Raw genomic sequence first — 19355 nt, forward strand, 5'->3', positions numbered from 1 at the left:
AGGGGCTTCGCATGCGCACACTGACGAGACGCGCTCTGTTCGGGCTGTTCGCCGCCGTCCTGCTGCTCGCCGGCCATGGCCCGGCCGACGCGGCGCCCAAGAAGAGCTTTAAGGTCGCGTGGTCGATCTACGCCGGCTGGATGCCCTGGGGCTACGCCGCCGACAGCGGCATCATGAAGAAATGGGCGGACAAGTACGGCATCACGGTCGAGATCGTGCAGATCAACGACTATGTGGAGTCGATCAACCAGTACACCGCCGGCGCCTTCGACGGCTGCGTGATGACCAACATGGACGCGCTGACCATCCCGGCGGCAGGCGGGGTGGACAGCACGGCGCTGATCGTCGGCGACTTCTCCAACGGCAACGACGGCATCGTGCTCAAGACGGGCAAGAGCGTCAAGGACCTGAAGGGCAAGCGCGTCAACCTCGTCGAGCTGTCGGTGTCGCATTACCTGCTCGCCCGCGCCCTCGATCAGGCCGGGATGAAGGAGCGCGACGTGACGGTGGTCAACACGTCGGACGCCGACATCGTTGGCGCCTACACCTCGTCGAAGGACGTGACGGCGGTCGTCACCTGGAACCCGCAGCTCGCCGAGGTGGCGAAGGTCCCCGGCTCCACCATGGTGTTCGACAGCTCCAAGGTGCCGGGCGAGATCATCGACCTGATGGTGGTCAACAGCGCGGTCATGAAGGACAACCCGGCCTTCGCCAAGGCGCTGGTCGGCGCCTGGTACGAGATCATGGGGCTGATGGCCGCCCCCGAGACTCCGGCCGGCAAGGCGGCGCTGGAGGCGATGGCCAAGGCGTCGGGCACGGATCTCGCCGGCTACATGGGCCAACTCGCCACCACCCGCATGTACCACACCCCGGCCGAGGCGGTGGGCTTCGCCACCGGCTCCACCCTGGTGAAGACCATGGATCTGGTGCGCACCTTCTCCTTCCAGCACGGGCTGCTGGGCGAGGGCGCGAAGTCGGCCGACACCGTGGGCATGGTCTTCCCCGGTGGCAACACGCTGGGCAACCCCAAGAACATCAAGCTGCGCTTCGACGCGGAGGTCATGAAGATGGCCGCCGACGGAAAGCTCTGACGCATGCGGCGGGTCATCAACCGCCGGCCGGGCCGGGGCGGCTTCCTGTTCTGGAGCGCCCTGCCCTTCGCCATCGCCGCGGCCGGCTACGCCGTCGCTTCGGCGCTGCGGCTGGCCGAGAATCCCGGCGACAGGCTGCTGCCGCCGCTGTCGGCCATGGCGGACGCGGTGGTGCGCATGGGCTTCACGCCCGACACGCGCACCGGCGACTATCTGCTGTGGGCGGACACGGCGGCCAGCCTGCAACGGCTGGGGCTCGGGCTGGGGGTGGCGACGGCGCTGGCGCTGCTGCTGGGGGTGGCGATCGGGCTGATCCCCTACGTCAGGGCCGGGCTGTCGGCCTTCGTGGCCGTGCTGTCGATGATCCCGCCGATGGCGGTGCTGCCGGTGCTGTTCATCGTGTTCGGCCTGGACGAGCTGTCCAAGGTGGTGCTGATCGTGGTCGGCATCGCCCCCTTCCTGATCCGCGACCTGTCGCTGCGGGTGGAGGAGATGCCGCGCGAGCAGCTCATCAAGGCGCAGACGCTGGGCGCCTCCTCCTGGCAGATCGTGCTCCAGGTGGTGCTGCCGCAGATGCTGCCCCGGCTGATCGACGCGGTGCGGCTGTCGCTGGGGCCGGCCTGGCTGTTCCTGATCTCGGCCGAGGCCATCGCGGCGACGGAGGGGCTGGGCTACCGCATCTTCCTGGTGCGGCGCTACATGGCGATGGACGTGATCCTGCCCTACGTCGCCTGGATCACGCTGCTGGCCTTCCTGTCCGACACCCTGCTGCGGCTGCTGAGTCGCAGCCTGTTCCCCTGGCAGCGCGCCGGAAAGGGGGCGTCATGAGCGCCGTCAGCGTCCGCGACCTGTGGATGGAATACCCCAACCAGGTGGTGCTGGAACGCCTGAACCTGGAGATCGCCGCCGGCTCCTTCTGCGCGCTGGTCGGGCCGTCGGGCTGCGGCAAGACCACCTTCCTGCGGCTTCTGCTGGGGGAGGAGCGGCCGACCCGCGGCGCGATCACGGTGGACGGGCAGCCGCTGGTCGCCGAACCAGGGCCGGGGCGCGGCGTGGTGTTCCAGCGCTATTCGGTCTTCCCGCACCGCACGGTGCTGGAGAACGTGATCATGGGGCGGGAGTTCGCGGGCTCGCGCCTGCTCGGCCGGCTGTTCGGCGCCGCCCGCCGCGCCGCCATCGAGGAGGCGGAGGGCTGGCTGGAGTGCGTGGGCCTCGCCGCCCACCGCGACAAATACCCGGCCGAGCTGTCCGGCGGCATGCAGCAGCGCCTTGCCATCGCCCAGGCGCTGATCGTGAAGCCCCGCATCCTGCTGCTGGACGAGCCCTTCGGCGCGCTCGACCCCGGCACCCGCGCCCAGATGCACGAGCTGCTGCTGCGGCTGTGGCGGGAGGAGCGGATGACCGTCTTCATGGTCACCCACGATTTGAAGGAGGGCTTCACGCTCGCCACCCGCGTGCTGGCCTTCGAAAAGCTCCGCATCGACCCCACCGACCCCGGCCGCTTCGGCGCCACCATCACCTACGACCTGAAGGTCAACGAGGAGCGGGCGGCGGAGATGGCGCCACCCTTGGCGCTGTCCGCGTGAGGGCCGGCACAACCGGCTCTATCGCGACCGCGCGGACCGGGAGGCGATCAGCCGGTCGATGTTCTCCAGGAAGGACCGGAGGATCGGCGACGGGTTGTCCGCCCGGTAGCCCACCGCGATCTCGATGACCGGCGCGTTGCCGGCCAGGGGGCGGCTGACCACAGACGGCGGCAGCAGCGATTCGACGTAGGCCGGCAGAAGCGTCACGCCGCGGGTGGACGCGACCAGCGATATTCCGGTTGCGAAACCATCCAGGACATGGGTCGGCGCCACGACGATCCCGCGCTCGCGCAGATAGCGATCGACGATCCCCCGCAGCACATGCGGCGTTTCCGAATACCCGATGAAGGTCTCCGGATCCAGATCCCGCGGGTCGATCTCGGATCGACCGGCCAACGGGTGGTCGCCGGGCAGGATGACCACGATCGGCTCATGCGCGATGACTTTGTAGGTGACGTCCGGCTGGGGTTCGATCCGCGAGAAGCCGAGGTCGATCTCCCCCCGCTGAAGCGCCGCGCCGATGTCGGGCGAGAAGTCGCTCGACACCCGGAAGTCGATGCTCTTGAGCTGGTCGCGGAGGACGTGGGTGACGTGAGGCAGCCACTCCACCTCCTGTCCCGTCAGAAAGCCCACGGCGAAGCTGGTCTTCGGAGGGCGGGCCACCCGCCTTGCCGCCGCCACCGCCTCGCCCACCTGGTTCAGCGCGATCCGCGCGTGATCCAGGAACGCACGGCCGGCGGGGGTGAGTTCGACGCCGCGCGAACCACGGACGAGGAGCTGGACGCCGACCTCGAGCTCCAGATCGCGGAGCTGGCGGCTGAGCGACGGCTGCGCCGTATGAAGCCGCTTCTCGGCCGCCGCCGTCAGGCTGCCTTCCTCGGCGACCGCGAGCAGGTAGCGGAGGTGTCGCAGTTCCATCGTCCCCATCCCATGCCTGATAGGTATCGCTCCCACATATACAAAGTCCTTCTCCGCTTGGAAATCCCTGCTAGCTATTGAGGGCCGACGGGGAATCACTGCCGCCCAGGCATGGCGGCCCGAATTCCTCCGTTGTGCGGACAAGACGGATTCAGGAAGGCGGTGTGTGGACCGGTCGCCGGAAGGCGATCACCCGCCGCCATCGACACAGGAGTGACCGATGACCACCATTTCGATCGTCACGGGCGGCAGCCGCGGGCTTGGCCGGAACACCGCCATCAGCATCGCGCGTCACGGCGGCGATGTGATCCTCACCTACCGCAGCGGCGCCGACGACGCGAAGGCGGTCGTCGCCGAGATCGAAGCCATGGGGCGCAAGGCGGTGGCACTGCAACTCGACGTCGGCAGCGTCTCCGCCATTCCCGCCTTTGTCGAGGGCGTCCGGTCGGCGCTGGGCTCGACCTGGAACCGGGACCGCGTCGATCACCTGATCAACAACGCCGGCCATGGCGCCATGGCCCCCTTCGCCGAGACGACCGAGGCGGAGTTCGACCAGCTCTTCAACGTGCACGTCAAGGGCGTGTTCTTCCTGACGCAGGCGCTTCTGCCGCTGCTCGCCGACGGCGGGCGGATCGTGAACTTCTCGTCGGGCCTGACCCGCGTCAGCTATCCCGGTTTCTCGGCTTACTCCGCCGCCAAGGGTGCGGTCGAGATCCTGACGCTCTACATGGCCAAGGAGCTGGGCGGCCGCGGCATCACCGTGAACACCATCGCCCCCGGCGCCATCGAGACCGACTTCCTGGGTGGTGCGGTGCGCGACACGCCCGAATACAACACGGCCTTCGCCAGCATGACCGCGCTTGGCCGCGTCGGCCTGCCCGACGATATCGGCCCGGCGGTCGCCAGCCTGATCGGTCCCGACAACCGCTGGATCACCGCGCAGCGGATCGAGGTGTCGGGCGGCCAGAACATCTGAGCGACGGACTTACGCTGACGGGGTTTCCAGCATGCCGAAGATCATCATCCATGCCCCCACGGGGGCCTTCGATGCGGCGGCGCGGCGGGGCGTCGCCGGGGAGCTGACCGACCTTGCGCTCGACTGCGAGGCGCTGCCGAAATCCCCCTTCATGGCGAGCATGGTCTGGACCTTCTTCAACGACTATGCCGGCGGCGCGGTGTTCATGGGCGACCGGCCGGCGAGGGTCGGCATCGTCAGCGTGCAGATCCTCGCCATCCGGGGCGGCCTCGACGGCGATGCCAAGACGAGGCTGATCAAAGGCGCCACTGCAATTCTTGGCCGGCACCTTGGCCTGACGGAGCGCCCGCCGGTTCACATCGTGCTTCATGAAGTCGCCGCCACCGACTGGGGGATGTTCGGGGAGAACCCCGACCTGACGGCGATGCGCGCCTCGCCGGCCGACGCTCCGGCCATGGCGTAGCTCCCCACACAGCGGGCGTCGTGCCGGAGCCGGCGTCCGCGTGAGCCGATAAACCGGCGGTCCGGTCCACGTCCCCGTTGCCGGGCTACGCTTAGCTGTGTCATGGAAGGGGCATGCTGAGCGCCCGCCTGCCCCTCCCGATCGCCCGGGTCCTGCGCGTCGCCCTGGTGGCGGCGCTGACGATCACATCCGGTCCGGTGGTGCCGGCGGTGCTGGGCGGGGCCGTGACGATCGCGGCGGCGGGCGACGCGGAGGCGCGGTCGCGCTCGTCCGGCGGCTATTCGCGGCCGTCCTCGTCGGTGCGCACGCCGTCCGTTTCCTCCTCGTCCTCGTCGCGCTCCTCGGGCGGCTACAGCCGGCCGAGCGCCGACCGCACGCCGTCGGTGGCATCCCCCCGCCCCTCGGCCCCGTCCAGCTTCGACCGCAACGTCTCGCGCCAGAGCGGCTACGATTCGTTGCAGGACTACCGCCGCGACCAGCAGAGGTCGAGCGCCCCGCCCGCCGCCCCCGCCCAGGCGGAGCGCGAGCGCACGCCGTCGTCGGGCACAAGCCGCCGCGACGACGGGTGGAGCTGGAACTGGGGCCGGGCCTCGTCCAGCGGGCGGACGCCCAGCGTGGCGTCGCGCCCCGTCCAGCCGTCGACCGCGCTGCCGGTGCCGCCGCCGGGCTACCAGCCGCCGCCCTACGCCGGGCGGATGCCCTCGCGCTACGGCGTGACGGACGCGCTGATGTGGTGGTTCCTGCTCGACAGCATCGGCGACGTCGCCAGCGCCTACGCGCTGTCCAACGCCGCCCGCAGCCACCCCGACGACTACCGCGCCTTCCGCGCCGACGCCGAGCGTGTGGCGGCGGAGAACCCGCAGGTCCGCGACCAGCTCGCCCGCGCGGACGCCGCGGTCGCGGAGGCCCCGGCCGCACCGTCCCAGGACGCGCCCGCCGGATCGTCCGGTGGCGGCTGGGGGCTCGGCATCGTCCTGCTCATCCTGATCGTCGGAGGAGGGATCGGCTACATGGTGTTCATCCGCCGCAACCGCGGGCCGCGCAGCGACGCGCGCGGCGACGCCAGCGCCTCGGCCCCGGCCGGGGCGTCGCGCCGCTTCCGCGTCGGCATGCCGGTGCAGGTCGACCCCACCCCCTTCCTGCTCGCCGGGGATGCGGTGAAGGTCACCGCACCCGACGCCGCGTCGGGCTCGGCCACGGTCAAGGCGGTGGGCGTGCTGCGCTTCGGCGGGGTGGACGCCAACCGGCTCTACGTCGACGAGGACCGCTTCTTCGAGGTGTATGTGGGCGCCGGCGGCGCCCTGGAGGGCTGCCGGTGGTTCACCCTGATCGACGAGGTGACGCCGTCGCGGGAGGACTGGCCGGTGTGGCTCGACCCCAACGAGGGCATGCTCCATTACCACGCCTTCGAGACGCAGGACGGGGTGCTGTACGAGCGCGCCTGGGGACCGGCGGCGGGCAGCGCCCCGCCGCGCGAGTATCCGGAGACCATCGCGGCCGGCGGCGGCGCCGGCCCGGTGGAGCGCAAGCACACCGCCATGCTCTACCGGCGCGGCACCGGCCTTGCCGATCCCGCACCCGCCACCGAATACCTGCTGGTCGATGTGGTGGAGAACGCGGCCACGCGCACGGCGTCCGTACGCCTGTACGCGGGCATCGACATCAACCCGGCCACGCTTGCCCTCTGACCATCACGCCCTCCGACACCACGACCGAGCCAGGATCGACGCGCCATGACCGCCCTGTCCGCCTTGGGAGCCGGCCTCACGGTCCTGCTTCCGCAGTTCATCCTCACGCTCGCGATGCTCGCCATCGGCGTGACGCTGCACACGCTCGTCACCCCCTACCGCGAGCGGGAGCTGGTGAACCAGGGCAACGCCGCCGCCGGCATCACCATGACCGGCGCGATGATCGCCATGGCGATCCCGCTGGCCGCGACGCTGGCCAACCACACCGCCTATCTCGACATCCTCGTGTGGGGGGCGGTGGCGGTGCTGCTCCAGCTCTCCGCCTTCGGGATCGCCTTCGCGCTGGTCGGCGACCTGCGCCGCAAGATCGAGGCGGGCAACACCGCCGCCGCGTCGGTGGTGGCCGGCGTGCAGGTCGCCGTGGCGCTGGTCAACGCCGGCGCCATGGCGGGCTGATGACAGCGCCCCCGTCCTGCCCCATATGTCTGTCGCCCCTGGATACGAGGACACCCGAATGCTGTCGTTCCTGAAGAATCTCGCCGGCTACAAGGCGGACAAGGCGATCGAGGCCGGCATCGGCTTCTACGCCAAGATCGACCCGGAAGGGTTGACCGAGACCGAGCTGCGCACCATGGAGGAAGCCCTGGACAAGCTCGGGATCGAGGTCGCGGCGGCCCAGCAGGCCTACGACAAGGAGCGCAAGGAGGCCGACGCGATCGCGGCCCTGCTGCGCCAGCGCATGGCGGCGGCCGAGCTGCTGCAGTCCCAGGCCGACGCCGAGGCGGACCCCGCCCGCAAGGCCAAGCTGGAGCAGAGCCTGACCAACCTTCTGGCGATGCTGGAGCAGATGACGCCGGAGGTCGAGCGCGAGGAGAGCGAGGCGCGCGACGCCGCCGAGTTCGTCGCCAGCCTGCAGCAGTCCTACAAGGAGATGGCCGAGCAGTTGAAGGGCGCCCGTGCCCAGCTCGAACAGGCCCAGCGCGACATGAAGAAGGCGGAGATGGCCCGCACCCGCGCCGACCGCGAGGCGGAGTCGGCCCGCGTCGCCGCCGGGCTGACCCAGCGCGTCAGCGGCCTCGGCGTGGCCCTCAAGGCGATGCGCGAGCAGGCCGACCGCGACAACGCCCAGGCCCAGTCGGCGCAGATGAAGGCCAAGCTGCTGCGCCCCACCAAGCCGGAGCAGGACGACCCCGACATCGCCGCCGCACTCGCCGCCGCGTCGGGCACGCCCCGGCCGGCGACCGGCCTGTCCGACCGGCTGGCGGCGCTGAAGGCCAAGCACGGGTAAGGCGGTTCCGGCGGCGGACGCCGGCCGGGCCTCGATGGAGGCCGGCGTCCGCCGCTTCGCGCCGCGACCCTACCCGGCCTTGCCGAGCTTCGCCGTCAGGCGGCGCAGGTCGATCGCGGCCTTGTCGGCGATGCGCTGGGCGGAGACCAGGATGTCGGTGTGTTCGCCCACATCGGGCGCGATCTCGCCCGCCGTTTCCGACATCTCGTCCAGGCTTTTCGCCGCGTTCTCGATCAGGCTCTTCACCACCCCGGCCGGGCCGCCGGTGCCGTCGTAGGAAACCATACGCACAACCCTTCCCAATCCGTTGAACGCCGGTGTCATGCAACCGGCGGGCCGTGCCCTGTCCGGCCGGAACGGAGCGGACTGGGACGATCCCCTGTCACAAAGCCGACAGCACGGCTCCGTCCCCTGTCGGCAAGCGACCATCAGCCGCCCGCCGCCCGCGGGGCACGCTCACCAGCGGTGGCGCGACGGGTGGGGGGCGGGCCGCCTGCCGGCGGACGCATCCCACGCCTCGCCGATGACCCGGCCCGTGCAGACCTCAACAAATCCGTCATCGGTGATGGCGGGGAACAGGCGACGGAAGACCCGCACCGCCTCCCCGCGGCCGCCCAGGGCGAAGGCGTCGAGGAGCATGCGGTGCTCGGCGATGGTGATTGGGAACAGGAACTGTCCCATGGCGGGCGATCGCGGTCGGCGTGGTGGGCGGCGGATGATGCGCAGCAAGCCGCGGGCCGCCGTCGTCACACCGCCACGACTGGAGATTCATCAATCAGGCCAGCAACTTCGGTGACCGCTGCCAGCCCCGGACGTATGGCACGGCGCTGCAAACTGCGACGCCTTTGCGAACTGCGGATAGTCCTGCGTTGCTTCGCCCCGCCAACAAACGCTTGCGTGCGATTAATATATTAGTATACTCCAGCGGTCGGACGCCGTCGCGCTCAGATAGGGAAACGCAGACATGAGCAACCCATTCGACCTAACGGGCAAGGTGGCGCTGGTCACCGGCGCCAACACGGGCATCGGCCAGGGCATCGCCCTGGCGCTCGCCAACGCCGGTGCCGACATCGCCGCCGTCGACATCGTGCCGCTGGACGAGACCAAAGGGCTGGTCGAGGCTGCCGGCCGCCGCTTCCTCGGCCTGTCGGCCGACCTCACCAGCATCGCGCCGGTGACCGGGCTGGTCGAGGAGACGGTGGCCGTTCTGGGCCGGCTCGACATCCTCGTCAACAACGCCGGCACCATCCGCCGCGCCGACGCGGTGGATTTCAGCGAGGCCGACTGGGATCTGGTGATGAACCTGAACCTGAAGTCGGTGTTCTTCCTCTGCCAGGCCTTCGGCCGCCACTGCATCGGCCAGGGCCAGAAGGGCAAGATCATCAACATCGCCTCGATGCTGTCCTTCCAGGGCGGCATCCGCGTGCCGTCCTACACCGCGTCGAAGAGCGGCGTGGCCGGCATCACCAAGCTGCTGGCCAACGAGTGGGCCGGCAAGGGCATCAACGTGAACGCGCTGGCGCCCGGCTACGTCGCCACCAACAACACCGCCGCACTCCGCGCCGACGCGCAGCGCAGCGCCGAGATCCTGGGCCGCATCCCCGCCGGGCGGTGGAGCGAGCCGGCCGACCTCGGCGGGCCCGCGGTGTTCCTGGCCTCCGACGCGGCCGATTATGTCCACGGCACGATCCTGCCGGTGGACGGCGGCTGGCTGGCACGGTGACCGCCATGACCGAGACCAACGGAACGCCCACTGGGACCCCCACTGGCACTGATGTCTTCGTCGTGGCCGATGCCGTGGCGTGGGAGGATCTGGGCGGCGGCGTGCGCCGCAAGATCCTCGGCTGGAACCCCGACATGATGATGACCCGCGTCGCCTTCGAGGCGGGCGCCATCGGCGCCCTGCACCGCCACCCGCACCGCCAGTGCGCGGTGGTGGAGAGCGGCGTCTTCGACGTGACGATCGACGGCCGCACGCAGCGGCTGTCGGCCGGCGACGGCTACATCGTGCCGTCGAACGTGCTGCACGGCGTGGTCGCCATCGAGCCCGGCGTGCTGCTCGACGTCTTCACGCCGATGCGCGAGGATTTCCTGGCCTGACGGCCGGGTGGCGGCGGCACCGGTGCGGCATCGTCGCACTTGTTGCCGCCGCCAACGAATCCGGCTTGGCGCCGATTTGATATATTAGTATAACTCCCCCTACGACAAACGGGTACAGGGCGGCGCCGGTCCGGCGTGCGCGTGCCCGCTGCCGCCGTCATGGCCGCGGCGCCCCCCGGGCGGCCACGAGTTGCGGTCACGAGTTGCGGCCACGAGTTGGAGTGACGCGTCATGGACCTCGACATGCAAGCCGACGACAGCACGGCCACGCCCCCCGCCGCCATCGTCTGGCTGACCCGCATCAACGCCACGCTGGCGCGTTTCGGCATGTACGCCGCCGTGGCCGGGCTGCTGGTCCTGGTCGCGGTGGTCTTCTACCAGGTGTTCGGGCGCTATGTGATGAACAGCTCCCCCACCTGGACCGAGAACCTCGCCATCGTTCTGGTGCTCTACGTCACCCTGATCGGCGCCGCCGTGGGCGTGCGCGACGCCGGCCACATCAGCCTGGAGTCGCTGATGGTGCTGCTGCCGGAAAAGGCACGCCGGCGGCTGGAGATCCTGATCTACGCCGCGGTCGGCCTGTTCGGGGTCGCCATGGCCTACAACGGCTGGATCCTCGGCTCCTCGGTCGCCCATTACCTGTTGCCCAACCTGCACATCAGCGAAGCCGTGCGCTACGTGCCGCTCGTGCTGTCCGGCATCCTCATCGCCAGCTTCTCCGTCGAACACATCATCGCCATCCTGCGTGGCGAGGAGGTCGTGCCGTCATGGAATTGACCATACTCAGCGTCACCTTCCTGGGCTTCCTGATCCTGGGCATCCCGGTGGCCTTCGCCATCGGCCTGGCGGCGCTCTGCACCATCCTCTACGAAGGCCTGCCGGTCGCGGTCGCGTTCCAGCAGATGATGTCGGGGATGAACATCTTCTCCTTCCTGGCCATCCCCTTCTTCATCTTCAGCGGCGAACTGATGCTGCACGGTGGGGTCGCCGACAAGATCGTCAACGCCGCCAAGAGCATGGTGGGCCACATCCGCGGCGGACTCGGCATGTCCAACGTGGTCGCCTGCACGCTGTTCGGCGGGGTCGCCGGCTCGCCGGTGGCCGACGTGTCGGCCATGGGTGCCGTGATGATCCCGATGATGAAGCGGGAGGGCTACCACGCCGACTACGCGGTCAACGTCACCACCCACGCAGCGCTGGTGGGCGCCCTGATGCCGACCAGCCACAACATGATCATCTACGCGCTGGCGGCGGGCGGAAAGGTCTCCATCGGCTCGCTGATCGCGGCGGGCATCATGCCGGCGGTCCTGCTGATGGTCTGCAACCTGGGGGCCGCCTACTACGTCGCGGTCAAGCGCGGCTACCCGGCCGGCACCTTCCCCGGCTGGGACATCGCGTTCCGCACCCTGGCCGCCGCGATGCCGGGGCTGTTCATCGTGGTCATCATCCTGACCGGCATCCTGTCGGGCGTGTTCACCGCCACCGAGTCCGCCTCGGTCGCCGTCATCTACTCGATCCTGCTGACCTTCTTCGTCTACCGCACGATGACCTGGGCCAACTTCCTGGTCGCGGCGGCCAAGACGGTGAAGACCACCGGCGTCGTCCTGCTGCTGATCGGCGTCTCCACCATGTTCCAGTACCTGATGGGGCTGTACTCGGTGGCGGAGGCGACCGGCGACGTGATGGCCCACATCTCGACCAACCCGTGGGTCATCTTCCTGATGATCAACGTGATCCTGTTCCTGCTCGGCACCTTCATGGACATGGCGAGCACGATCCTGATCTGCACGCCGATCTTCCTGCCGATCGCCATGCAGTACGGGATGGATCCGGTGCAGTTCGGCATCGTGATGCTGGTCAACTGCGCACTGGGGCTCAACACCCCACCCGTCGGCACCACCCAGTTCGTCGGCTGCGCCATCGGCGAGATCTCGGTGGGCGAGGTGATGCGCTCCATCCTGCCCTTCTACAGCGCGCTGTTCCTGGCGCTGGCTCTGGTCACCTATGTGCCGCTGTTCTCGCTGTGGCTGCCACGGCTGCTGATGCATTGAGCACGGCCGCCCGCGCGTTACGCTTTCGTGTGAGGTTCGGGTTGCTTTCGGATGCGTATGCTAGTATATCAATCCAGTCGGTTTGGCCGGAGGGACGATCGGTTCGTCCTCCGGCCAGAGCGTTTCCTCCCTACACTCGGGCCGCCGGGCATCCCCCGGCGGCTTTTTTTTGGTCCGGTCGCGCCTGCCGTTCAGCGTGACGGGTCGGCGTCGACGGCGCTGAAATACTGCGGGTTGGCGTCGCGGGTGTCGGCGATGGAGATTTCCAGATGCGTCAGATGCGCCTTCAGGGCCGCCGCCGCCGCGCTGGGATCGCCGGCGGCGATGGCATCGACGATCGCCTCGTGCTCGACCACCACCTCCCCCATGCGGCCGGTCAGCGGCAGCGTCAGCCGGCGGTAACGGTCGACCTGCACCTTCACCTGGTTGACCAGCGTCCAGAAGCCGGGATAGCCGGAGATATCCGCCAGCAGGGCGTGGAACTCCTCGTCGGCCTTGTGGAAACCGTCGCGGTCGCCGGCCGCGGCACGCTCGCGCTGCGCCTCCAGGCTGGCGCGCAGAAGGGCCACCTGGCTGCGGGTCGCGCGCTCCGCGGCGAAGCGGGCGACGGCCTCCTCCAGCACGCGGCGGATGGTGATGGCCTCCGGCAGGGCGGCCAGCGGGATGCGCGCCACGAAGGTGCCGGACTGCGGGTAGATCTCCACCAGCCCCTCGTCGGCCAGCTTCAGCACCGCCTCGCGCACCGGCGTGCGGCTGACGCCGTAGGCTTCGGAGATCTGCTTCTCGGCGATGGGCGCGCCGGGGGCACGGCGCAGGGCCAGGATGTCGTCACGCAGGTCGCGGTAGACGGTGGCCGACACCGTGGCGGTGCGCGGAGCGGGCCGCGCTTCCGACCGCACCGTGCGGCGGCGTGGCTCCGATCCGGCTGCGATCGCGGTGTCGTCCTTGTCGCTGGTCATCCGGTCAACCGCCCTTGCCGCCGCCGCCGGCCGTCCCGGCGGCCCCACTCTCCGCAACCATGATACCACAGGGACCGGTTGGAGTTTCCGCCCGATCCCGCCCGCCGGCCGCGCGTTCCGCCGCAGGCTCCGGTGGGCTTGTGGCCGCGACTGGTATATCAGTATCCTCGGATCAGGCAAGACCCGGAGCGCCGTCATGACCCGCAAGCGCATCGCCCTCGTCGCCCACGACGCGCGCAAGCGCGATCTGATCGCCTGGATCGGGGCGCACCGGGGCGCCCTGGCCGGCCACGCCTTCTTCGCCACCGGCACCACCGGGGCCAAGGTCCGGGAATCGCACCCGGAGCTGGATGTGACTCCGCTGAAGAGCGGCCCGCTCGGCGGCGACCAGCAGATCGGCGCGATGATCGCCGAAGGGCGCATCGACCTGCTGGTCTTCTTCGTCGATCCGATGACCGCCCAGCCGCACGATGTGGACGTCAAGGCGCTGACCCGCCTCGCCACCCTCTACAACATCCCCTTCGCCTGCAACGAGGCGACGGCGGACATGATCGTCTCCTCCCCGCTGTTCGCCGGCGGCTACACGCCGCGGCCCGCGGACTTCGGCGGCTACGAGGGGCGGCGGGTGTGATCCCGGATTGCGGTCAGCCGCCCGTGCGCGGGCGGTCGGCCGAGGCGGTGCGGGCGACCGCCGGGGACGGGCCGGACACCGTGGGGTCGAAGGGGTGGCGCTGCTGCGCGTACAGCCGGGCGATCCGCTGCACATACGCCTGGGTCTCGGCGTAGGGCGGCACGCCCTTGTGGCGGTCGACCGCCCCCTCCCCCGCGTTGTAGCCGGCCAGCGCCAGCGTCACGTCGCCGCGGAAGTAGGACAGGAGCCAGCCCAGATAGCGCATCCCGCCGATGATGTTGTCCACCGGGTCGAAGGGGTCGCGCACGTTGAAGCGGGCGGCCGTCTCGGGGATGAGCTGCATCAGCCCCTGCGCCTGCTTGGGCGACACCGCCGCCGGGTCGAAGTTCGACTCCACCGCCACCACCGCCATCACCAGCGCGGGGTCGAGCCCGAAGCGCGGGGCCAGCGTGCGCACCAGATCCCCCACCGGCCCGCGGGCGGCGAGCGAACGCAGCGCCGCGGCGTCGGACTGGCTGATGTCGCCGCCGGGATAGCGGCGGGCGCCGCGCCCGCAGTCCGGCCGCACATGGATCGCCAGGCGCGGCAGCAAACGCATCATGCGCCGCGCCTCCCAATGGCCGGCCTCGGCCGCGGCGGCGAACCAACCCACGGCCAGGAACGGGTCGCGCGGCACGCCCTGCCCCGCCATGTACAGGCGGCCCATCCGGTAGGAGGCGCCGGGGTTGCCCTGGCGCGCCGCCTTGCAGACCGAGTCTACCTCGGACTCCGGGGCCGCCGGAGAGACCGCCGCGGCCTTGCCCGGCGCCGTCCTGCCCGGCGCCCTGCCCTCGGCCGCCCACGCCACGCCCGGCGCGGTCGCCGCGGCGACCAGCAGGGTGGCGAGAAGGGCGGCGCGCGCGGCAGGGGGCATCGGGTTCTCTTGCGTGTGTCGTCGACGGGGAGCGCAACCCTACGACAGAGGCACCACATCAGGAAGAGGTATCGAGCCAATGTCGCAATCTGTCGTAACTCCGTCACGAACCGCTGCTAAGCAAGGTCCGCACCGCCCGATCCCCTGCCATGGAACCCCGCCATGCCCGACCACCACCCCGCCCGCACCCCCGAGACGCGCACCCCCGACGCCCTCCTGGCCGAGCTGCGCGACCTGCGCCGTGCCGTGGCGGCCGAGGGGCATGCACTGTGGCGGAGCTGGGAACGACCGGCCGGGCGGCGGCGCTTCCGGGTGGCGGCGCTGAACTTCGCCCATTATCTGGTGCTGCGCCGCCGCGACCTGCGCGATCTCCAGGACGCGCTGATGCCCTATGGCCTGTCGTCTCTGGGCAGGCTGGAGGGGCGGGTGCTCGCCAACCTCGACGCGGTGATCGGCGCGCTGGCCGCCATGACCGGAACGCCCTGCCCCCATTACCCCAACCGCCGCTCCTTCGGGCGCGGCCAGCGCCTGCTGGACGCCAACACGGCGGAGCTGTTCGGACCGCCCCCCGACAGCGCCCGCGAGACCCGCATCCTGGTGACCCTGCCGACAGAGGCGGCAACCGACAGCGGGCTGCTGGTGGCGCTGCTGCGCAACGGTGCCGACGCCGTGCGCATCAACTGCGCCCACGACGGGCCGGAGCAGTGGGCGGCGATGATCGCCAATCTGCGGGCGGCGGAGGCGGCGACGGGCCGCCGTGTGCGCGTGCTGGCCGACCTCGGTGGCCCCAAGGTGCGCACGGGTGCTGTGCGTCTCGCCAAGGAGAAGCTGCGGCTGACGGCCGGCGACGAGCTGCTGCTGACCGGCGGGAGGTTCGACGACAGCGGGGCCTGGCGCGCCCAGGCCGCCTGCGAGCCGCCGGGGATCGTGGAGCGGATCAACGTCGGCGATCCCGTCTTCATCGATGACGGCAAGCTGGGCGGGGTGATCGACCGGCGCACCGACGGCGGGCTGGTGGTGCGCGTTCTGCGCGCCGGGCCGAAGGGCTTCAAGCTGAAGCCGGAGAAGGGGCTGAACGTGCCGGGCAGCGACCTCGGCCTGCTGGCGCTGACCGACGAGGACCGCGGCGCGCTCGACTTCATCGCCCGGCACGCGGACATGGTCGGCTATTCCTTCGTCCAGAGCGCCACCGACGTGCGGCTTCTGCAGGAGGAGCTGGCGGCCCGCCGGCCGGAGGACTGGACCCGCATCGCGCTGATCGCCAAGATCGAGACGCCGGTCGCCGTCCGCAACCTGCCGGAGATCATCGTCCAGGCGGCGGCGCGCCAGCCCTTCGGCGTGATGATCGCGCGCGGTGATCTGGCGGTGGAGATCGGCTTCGAGCGGCTGGCCGAGATGCAGGAGGAGATCCTGTGGCTGTGCGAGGCCGCCCATGTGCCGGTGATCTGGGCCACCCAGGTGCTGGAGAGCCTGGTCAAGACCGGCCTGCCGACCCGCGGCGACATGACCGACGCCGCCATGGCCGCGCGCGCCGAATGCGTGATGCTCAACAAGGGACCCTTCATCGCCGACGCGGTCGCCATGCTGTCCCGCCTGCTGACCCGGATGGCCGCCAACCAGACCAAGAAGACGCCGAAGCTGCGCGCCTTGCAGAGCTGGTGAGGCATCGCCATCATCCCGGACGGATGCCGGCCGCCGGGCCGGCGGCAACGCGGAAAGGACAGCACGCCATGTTCATCGCCATGAACCGCTTCAAGGTCAAGAAGGGCTCGGAGGAGGATTTCGAAGCGGTGTGGCTGAACCGCGAGGTGCATCTGCACGCCGTCCCCGGCTTCGTCGAGTTCCACATGCTGCGCGGCCCGGAGAAGGAGGAATACCGGCTGTACTCCTCGCACACGGTGTGGGACTCGGAAGCGGCCTTCCTCGACTGGACGCGGTCGGAAGCCTTCCGCAGCGCCCATCGCGGCGCCGGTGACCGCAAGCCCCTCTACCTGAGCCACCCGGAATTCGAGGGCTTCGAGGTGATCCAGACCGTGACGCGGGAGGCGTAGGGACGAAGTGGTGTGGGGCGCCGTTCCGCCCGCCGGCGCTCCCCGGCCGTTACACCTCCGTCGAAGGCGGCCATGGCGCCGCTTCCTCGGAGGAGAGTCGTCGTTTGGACCCCTACATCGCCGTTCTCACAGGGGCGGGTCTGCTGATCCTGCTCGTCGCCTGGCTGCCTATGCTGCTGCGGGAGATGCCGCTGTCGCTGCCGATCGTCTGCGTCGGCATCGGCTTCCTGGTCTTCCGCTTCCTGGTCCCCGCCGGCGGCGAGCCGCCGCACCCCCTGCGCTTTCCCGAGCTCACCGAGCGGCTGACCGAGCTGGTGGTCATCGTCTCGCTGATGGGCTGCGGGCTGAAGCTGGACCGGTTGCCGGGCTGGCGGAGCTGGGGCGTGACGTGGCGGCTGCTGGCGGTGACCATGCCGCTGTCCATCCTGGCCCTGGCGCTGATGGGCTGGGCCTTCGCCGGGCTGGGGGCCGCGGCGGCGATGCTGCTGGCGGCGTCGCTCGCCCCCACCGACCCGGTGCTGGCGGCGGACGTGCAGGTCGGCCCGCCGCAGTCGGGGGAGGAGGACGAGGTGCGCTTCGGCCTGACCTCGGAGGCCGGGCTGAACGACGGGCTGGCCTTCCCCTTCACCAACCTCGCCATCGCCATGGCGCTGGAGGGGCCGGAACCGGGCGGCTGGATCTGGGGCTGGCTGGCGGAGGACGTGCTGTGGAAGCTGGCCGCGGGCGTGGTGGCCGGCTGGGCCATCGGGGCCTTCCTGGGCTGGCTGACCTTCCGGCTGCCCAACCGCGCGCGGCTGTCGCGCACCGGCGACGGCTTCCTGGCGCTGGGCATCACCTTCCTCGTCTACGGGCTGACGGAAATGGCGCACGGCTACGGGTTCGTGGCGGTGTTCGTGGCCGCGATCGCCTTCCGGCGGGCGGAGCGGAACAACCAATTCCACGAACGTCTGCATGATTTCGCCGAGCAGACGGAGCGGCTGCTGATGATGGTGGTGCTGGTGCTGTTCGGCGGATCGCTGGCGCACGGCCTGCTGGAGCCGCTGACCTGGCCGGCGGCCCTGTGCGGCATCCTGTTCCTGCTGGTGGTCCGTCCGCTGGCGACCTGGATCGGCATGATCGGCTCCGGACGCCCGGCGGACGAGGTGGCGGCGCTGGGCGTCTTCGGCATCCGCGGGGTCGGCACGCTCTATTATCTGGCCTACGCCGCGGGGGAGGCGGACTGGGCGCAGGGCGACCTGCTGTGGGCCACGGCCGGCTTCATCGTCCTGGTCTCCATCCTGGCCCACGGCACCACGGTCACCCCGGCGCTGCGCCTGCTCGACCGGCGGCGGAGTGGGGTGCGCGGGGAAGCCGGCGGGGAGGCCAACGGCGAGGGGGTGGCGACCGCAAGCCGCTCGACCTGAGCCGCCAAGATCGAAGGCGTCGAGATCATCCAGACCATACGGGAGGCGTCGGGGACGGGACACGTGATTGGCGGCGCGTTATGTCGCATTTGACGCAAAAGTTGTATAGATACGGATTTTTCACTTTTCCCGGAGACGTTCACGCCAGGAACCACCCGTTTGCACCGTCCCGGCGCGGCCGGGCTCTGTTGCAAAGCCGGTCCGCATCCGGCGGAATACCCGAACGAGATTGGGAACCGGGCCGTGACGGATTTCAAGGGTCGCCACTTCGGGGGCGAGATCGTGCTCTGGGCGGTTCGCTGGTACTGCCGGTACGGGATCAGCTACCGCGACCTCGGGCAGATGATGGCCGAGCGTGGCGCCCCTTTCGACCACACGACCATTTTCCGGTGGGTCCAGAAGTACGCCCCCGAGATCGAGACGCGGCTGCGCTGGCAATGGCGTTGCCCGCGCTCGACCAGCTGGCGGGTTGACGAGACCTATGTGAAGGTCGGGGGCAAGTGGGCCTGCCTGTACCGGGAGGTCGACAAGCACGGCAACACGATCGACTTCTACCTTTTGCCGACCCGGAACACCACGGCCGCCAAGCGCTTTCTCAACAAGGCACTGAACGGCCTGAAGGACGGGGAAAAGCCGACGGTCATCAACACCGACAAGGCGCCGACCTATGGGGCGGCCTTGGCGGAGCTGAAGGCCGAAGGCAAGTGTCCCGAGGACACCGAGCATCGCCAAGTCAAATATCTGAACAACGTCGTGGAGGCTGACCACGGCAAGCTGAAGCAGCTGATCCGCCCAGTGCGAGGCTTTAAGACGCTGAAGACGGCCTACGCGACGATCAAGGGCTTCGAGGTGATGCGCGCGCTCCGCAAGGGGCAGGCGGCCGCCTTCAACATCACCCGCGACGTACGCGGCGAGGCCCGCCTCGTCGAACGCGCTTTTTGCCTCGGCCCCTGTGCGCTTGCCGAGGTCGTGCAGTTCGTCACCACGCAACTCGAGCTCCAGGCCGCTTGACCCCGGCAGTGATGCCGGCGATCGGCTTCAGGTGCCTTCGTCCAGGCTTTGCAACAGAGCCACCACTTGAGCAAGGACACGTCCATGGCCAGTGAGACCAGCTTTTTCTTTGCAGTGACACCGGAGGCGCAAGTCAACACCACCGCCGTCAATCAACAAAGACAGCCCCAGGTGGCCACGCTGGCGAACGGAGGTCATGTCGTGGTCTGGCGGTCAATGGACCAGG

The 19355-nt window shown here is 69.9% G+C and carries 22 protein-coding genes; 17 read left to right on the top strand and 5 right to left on the bottom strand.

Annotation, left to right across the window (positions count from 1 at the left end; translation table 11 throughout):
* The first annotated feature begins 11 nt into the window (after positions 1-11).
* Genes HL658_RS28950 through HL658_RS28960 form a run of 3 tightly spaced genes read left to right on the top strand, consistent with a single transcriptional unit; the run spans position 12 to position 2677 of the window.
* Positions 12-1091 (top strand): putative urea ABC transporter substrate-binding protein, encoded by a 1080-nt coding sequence (locus HL658_RS28950; RefSeq protein WP_180285860.1) that lies wholly within the window; start codon positions 12-14, stop codon positions 1089-1091.
* A gap of 3 nt (positions 1092-1094) precedes the next feature.
* A complete protein-coding gene (locus tag HL658_RS28955; protein WP_180285861.1) occupies positions 1095-1919 on the top strand; it encodes an ABC transporter permease in 825 nt (274 codons plus the stop codon).
* Positions 1916-2677, top strand: coding sequence for an ABC transporter ATP-binding protein (locus HL658_RS28960; RefSeq protein ID WP_180285862.1), 762 nt, complete (start codon positions 1916-1918; stop codon positions 2675-2677). Before HL658_RS28955 ends, HL658_RS28960 begins: the two co-directional genes overlap by 4 nt.
* 18 nt (positions 2678-2695) lie before the next feature.
* Here HL658_RS28960 and HL658_RS28965 read toward each other — a convergent pair whose 3' ends face one another.
* On the bottom strand, positions 2696-3595 hold the full coding sequence (locus tag HL658_RS28965) for a LysR family transcriptional regulator (protein ID WP_180285863.1): 900 nt from the start codon (positions 3593-3595) through the stop codon (positions 2696-2698).
* Positions 3596-3815: 220 nt separating this feature from the next.
* Between HL658_RS28965 and HL658_RS28970 the strand changes: the two genes are divergently transcribed.
* The 5 genes from HL658_RS28970 (at position 3816) to HL658_RS28990 (ending at position 8010) form a co-directional block, all read left to right on the top strand.
* A complete protein-coding gene (locus HL658_RS28970; RefSeq protein WP_180285864.1) occupies positions 3816-4571 on the top strand; it encodes an SDR family NAD(P)-dependent oxidoreductase in 756 nt (251 codons plus the stop codon).
* Positions 4572-4602: 31 nt separating this feature from the next.
* Entirely contained in the window at positions 4603-5034 is a 432-nt protein-coding gene (locus HL658_RS28975) for a tautomerase family protein (protein ID WP_180285865.1), read from the top strand.
* 113 nt (positions 5035-5147) lie between these two features.
* Positions 5148-6722 (top strand): hypothetical protein, encoded by a 1575-nt coding sequence (locus HL658_RS28980; protein ID WP_180285866.1) that lies wholly within the window; start codon positions 5148-5150, stop codon positions 6720-6722.
* Positions 6723-6767: 45 nt separating this feature from the next.
* Positions 6768-7178 (top strand): DUF350 domain-containing protein, encoded by a 411-nt coding sequence (locus tag HL658_RS28985; protein ID WP_180285867.1) that lies wholly within the window; start codon positions 6768-6770, stop codon positions 7176-7178.
* Positions 7179-7236: 58 nt separating this feature from the next.
* On the top strand, positions 7237-8010 hold the full coding sequence (locus HL658_RS28990) for a hypothetical protein (protein WP_180285868.1): 774 nt from the start codon (positions 7237-7239) through the stop codon (positions 8008-8010).
* 69 nt (positions 8011-8079) lie between these two features.
* Here HL658_RS28990 and HL658_RS28995 read toward each other — a convergent pair whose 3' ends face one another.
* The gene (locus tag HL658_RS28995) at positions 8080-8295 is read right to left on the bottom strand and encodes a hypothetical protein (RefSeq protein ID WP_180285869.1); all 216 of its coding nucleotides are present in this window, start codon (positions 8293-8295) and stop codon (positions 8080-8082) included.
* 171 nt (positions 8296-8466) lie between these two features.
* The gene (locus HL658_RS29000) at positions 8467-8691 is read right to left on the bottom strand and encodes a hypothetical protein (RefSeq protein ID WP_180285870.1); all 225 of its coding nucleotides are present in this window, start codon (positions 8689-8691) and stop codon (positions 8467-8469) included.
* Positions 8692-8974: 283 nt separating this feature from the next.
* On the opposite strand from HL658_RS29000, the gene kduD reads away from it, so the two are divergent.
* From kduD to HL658_RS29020, 4 genes are all read left to right on the top strand, one after another.
* Positions 8975-9733 carry a 2-dehydro-3-deoxy-D-gluconate 5-dehydrogenase KduD gene (kduD, locus tag HL658_RS29005; protein ID WP_180285871.1) on the top strand — a complete coding sequence of 253 codons (759 nt, stop codon included), beginning with the start codon at positions 8975-8977 and terminating at the stop codon, positions 9731-9733.
* A 5-nt stretch (positions 9734-9738) separates the two neighbouring features.
* On the top strand, positions 9739-10110 hold the full coding sequence (locus HL658_RS29010; RefSeq protein WP_180285872.1) for a cupin domain-containing protein: 372 nt from the start codon (positions 9739-9741) through the stop codon (positions 10108-10110).
* A 231-nt stretch (positions 10111-10341) separates the two neighbouring features.
* Positions 10342-10887 carry a TRAP transporter small permease gene (locus tag HL658_RS29015; protein WP_180285873.1) on the top strand — a complete coding sequence of 182 codons (546 nt, stop codon included), beginning with the start codon at positions 10342-10344 and terminating at the stop codon, positions 10885-10887.
* On the top strand, positions 10878-12161 hold the full coding sequence (locus tag HL658_RS29020; RefSeq protein ID WP_180285874.1) for a TRAP transporter large permease: 1284 nt from the start codon (positions 10878-10880) through the stop codon (positions 12159-12161). Before HL658_RS29015 ends, HL658_RS29020 begins: the two co-directional genes overlap by 10 nt.
* 191 nt (positions 12162-12352) lie before the next feature.
* Here HL658_RS29020 and HL658_RS29025 read toward each other — a convergent pair whose 3' ends face one another.
* On the bottom strand, positions 12353-13120 hold the full coding sequence (locus tag HL658_RS29025; protein ID WP_180285875.1) for a GntR family transcriptional regulator: 768 nt from the start codon (positions 13118-13120) through the stop codon (positions 12353-12355).
* A gap of 196 nt (positions 13121-13316) precedes the next feature.
* Here HL658_RS29025 and HL658_RS29030 point away from each other — a divergent pair, with 196 nt between their 5' ends.
* Positions 13317-13751 (top strand): methylglyoxal synthase, encoded by a 435-nt coding sequence (locus HL658_RS29030; RefSeq protein WP_180285876.1) that lies wholly within the window; start codon positions 13317-13319, stop codon positions 13749-13751.
* A 13-nt stretch (positions 13752-13764) separates the two neighbouring features.
* On the opposite strand, the gene HL658_RS29035 is transcribed toward HL658_RS29030, so the two are convergent.
* A complete protein-coding gene (locus HL658_RS29035; protein ID WP_180285877.1) occupies positions 13765-14664 on the bottom strand; it encodes a lytic transglycosylase domain-containing protein in 900 nt (299 codons plus the stop codon).
* Positions 14665-14826: 162 nt separating this feature from the next.
* Here HL658_RS29035 and HL658_RS29040 point away from each other — a divergent pair, with 162 nt between their 5' ends.
* The 4 genes from HL658_RS29040 to HL658_RS29055 all read left to right on the top strand — a co-directional run bounded on the left by HL658_RS29040 (position 14827) and on the right by HL658_RS29055 (position 19129).
* On the top strand, positions 14827-16326 hold the full coding sequence (locus HL658_RS29040) for a pyruvate kinase (RefSeq protein ID WP_180285878.1): 1500 nt from the start codon (positions 14827-14829) through the stop codon (positions 16324-16326).
* A 68-nt stretch (positions 16327-16394) separates the two neighbouring features.
* Positions 16395-16715, top strand: coding sequence for a heme-degrading protein HmuQ (gene hmuQ, locus HL658_RS29045; protein ID WP_180285879.1), 321 nt, complete (start codon positions 16395-16397; stop codon positions 16713-16715).
* 104 nt (positions 16716-16819) lie between these two features.
* Positions 16820-18118 carry a cation:proton antiporter gene (locus HL658_RS29050; RefSeq protein ID WP_180285880.1) on the top strand — a complete coding sequence of 433 codons (1299 nt, stop codon included), beginning with the start codon at positions 16820-16822 and terminating at the stop codon, positions 18116-18118.
* Between the two features lie 243 nt (positions 18119-18361).
* Positions 18362-19129: an IS6 family transposase gene (locus HL658_RS29055; RefSeq protein ID WP_180285881.1), complete on the top strand. Its 768-nt coding sequence runs from the start codon at positions 18362-18364 to the stop codon at positions 19127-19129.
* Positions 19130-19355 lie beyond the last annotated feature (226 nt).

Origin of the sequence: Azospirillum oleiclasticum, assembly GCF_013423485.1 — a bacterium.
Classification (GTDB): domain Bacteria; phylum Pseudomonadota; class Alphaproteobacteria; order Azospirillales; family Azospirillaceae; genus Azospirillum; species Azospirillum oleiclasticum.

Coding starts and splice junctions, on each gene's coding strand:
- HL658_RS29020 (WP_180285874.1), top strand. CDS start 10,878: ATGGAATTGACCATACTCAGCGTCACCTTCCTGGGCTTCCTGATCCTG.
- HL658_RS29015 (WP_180285873.1), top strand. CDS start 10,342: ATGGACCTCGACATGCAAGCCGACGACAGCACGGCCACGCCCCCCGCC.
- HL658_RS29000 (WP_180285870.1), bottom strand. CDS start 8,691: ATGGGACAGTTCCTGTTCCCAATCACCATCGCCGAGCACCGCATGCTC.
- HL658_RS29010 (WP_180285872.1), top strand. CDS start 9,739: ATGACCGAGACCAACGGAACGCCCACTGGGACCCCCACTGGCACTGAT.
- HL658_RS29025 (WP_180285875.1), bottom strand. CDS start 13,120: ATGACCAGCGACAAGGACGACACCGCGATCGCAGCCGGATCGGAGCCA.
- HL658_RS28960 (WP_180285862.1), top strand. CDS start 1,916: ATGAGCGCCGTCAGCGTCCGCGACCTGTGGATGGAATACCCCAACCAG.
- HL658_RS28950 (WP_180285860.1), top strand. CDS start 12: ATGCGCACACTGACGAGACGCGCTCTGTTCGGGCTGTTCGCCGCCGTC.
- HL658_RS29030 (WP_180285876.1), top strand. CDS start 13,317: ATGACCCGCAAGCGCATCGCCCTCGTCGCCCACGACGCGCGCAAGCGC.
- HL658_RS28955 (WP_180285861.1), top strand. CDS start 1,095: ATGCGGCGGGTCATCAACCGCCGGCCGGGCCGGGGCGGCTTCCTGTTC.
- HL658_RS29040 (WP_180285878.1), top strand. CDS start 14,827: ATGCCCGACCACCACCCCGCCCGCACCCCCGAGACGCGCACCCCCGAC.
- hmuQ (WP_180285879.1), top strand. CDS start 16,395: ATGTTCATCGCCATGAACCGCTTCAAGGTCAAGAAGGGCTCGGAGGAG.
- HL658_RS28985 (WP_180285867.1), top strand. CDS start 6,768: ATGACCGCCCTGTCCGCCTTGGGAGCCGGCCTCACGGTCCTGCTTCCG.
- HL658_RS28975 (WP_180285865.1), top strand. CDS start 4,603: ATGCCGAAGATCATCATCCATGCCCCCACGGGGGCCTTCGATGCGGCG.
- HL658_RS28980 (WP_180285866.1), top strand. CDS start 5,148: ATGCTGAGCGCCCGCCTGCCCCTCCCGATCGCCCGGGTCCTGCGCGTC.
- HL658_RS28965 (WP_180285863.1), bottom strand. CDS start 3,595: ATGGAACTGCGACACCTCCGCTACCTGCTCGCGGTCGCCGAGGAAGGC.
- HL658_RS28990 (WP_180285868.1), top strand. CDS start 7,237: ATGCTGTCGTTCCTGAAGAATCTCGCCGGCTACAAGGCGGACAAGGCG.
- HL658_RS29035 (WP_180285877.1), bottom strand. CDS start 14,664: ATGCCCCCTGCCGCGCGCGCCGCCCTTCTCGCCACCCTGCTGGTCGCC.
- HL658_RS28970 (WP_180285864.1), top strand. CDS start 3,816: ATGACCACCATTTCGATCGTCACGGGCGGCAGCCGCGGGCTTGGCCGG.
- kduD (WP_180285871.1), top strand. CDS start 8,975: ATGAGCAACCCATTCGACCTAACGGGCAAGGTGGCGCTGGTCACCGGC.
- HL658_RS28995 (WP_180285869.1), bottom strand. CDS start 8,295: ATGGTTTCCTACGACGGCACCGGCGGCCCGGCCGGGGTGGTGAAGAGC.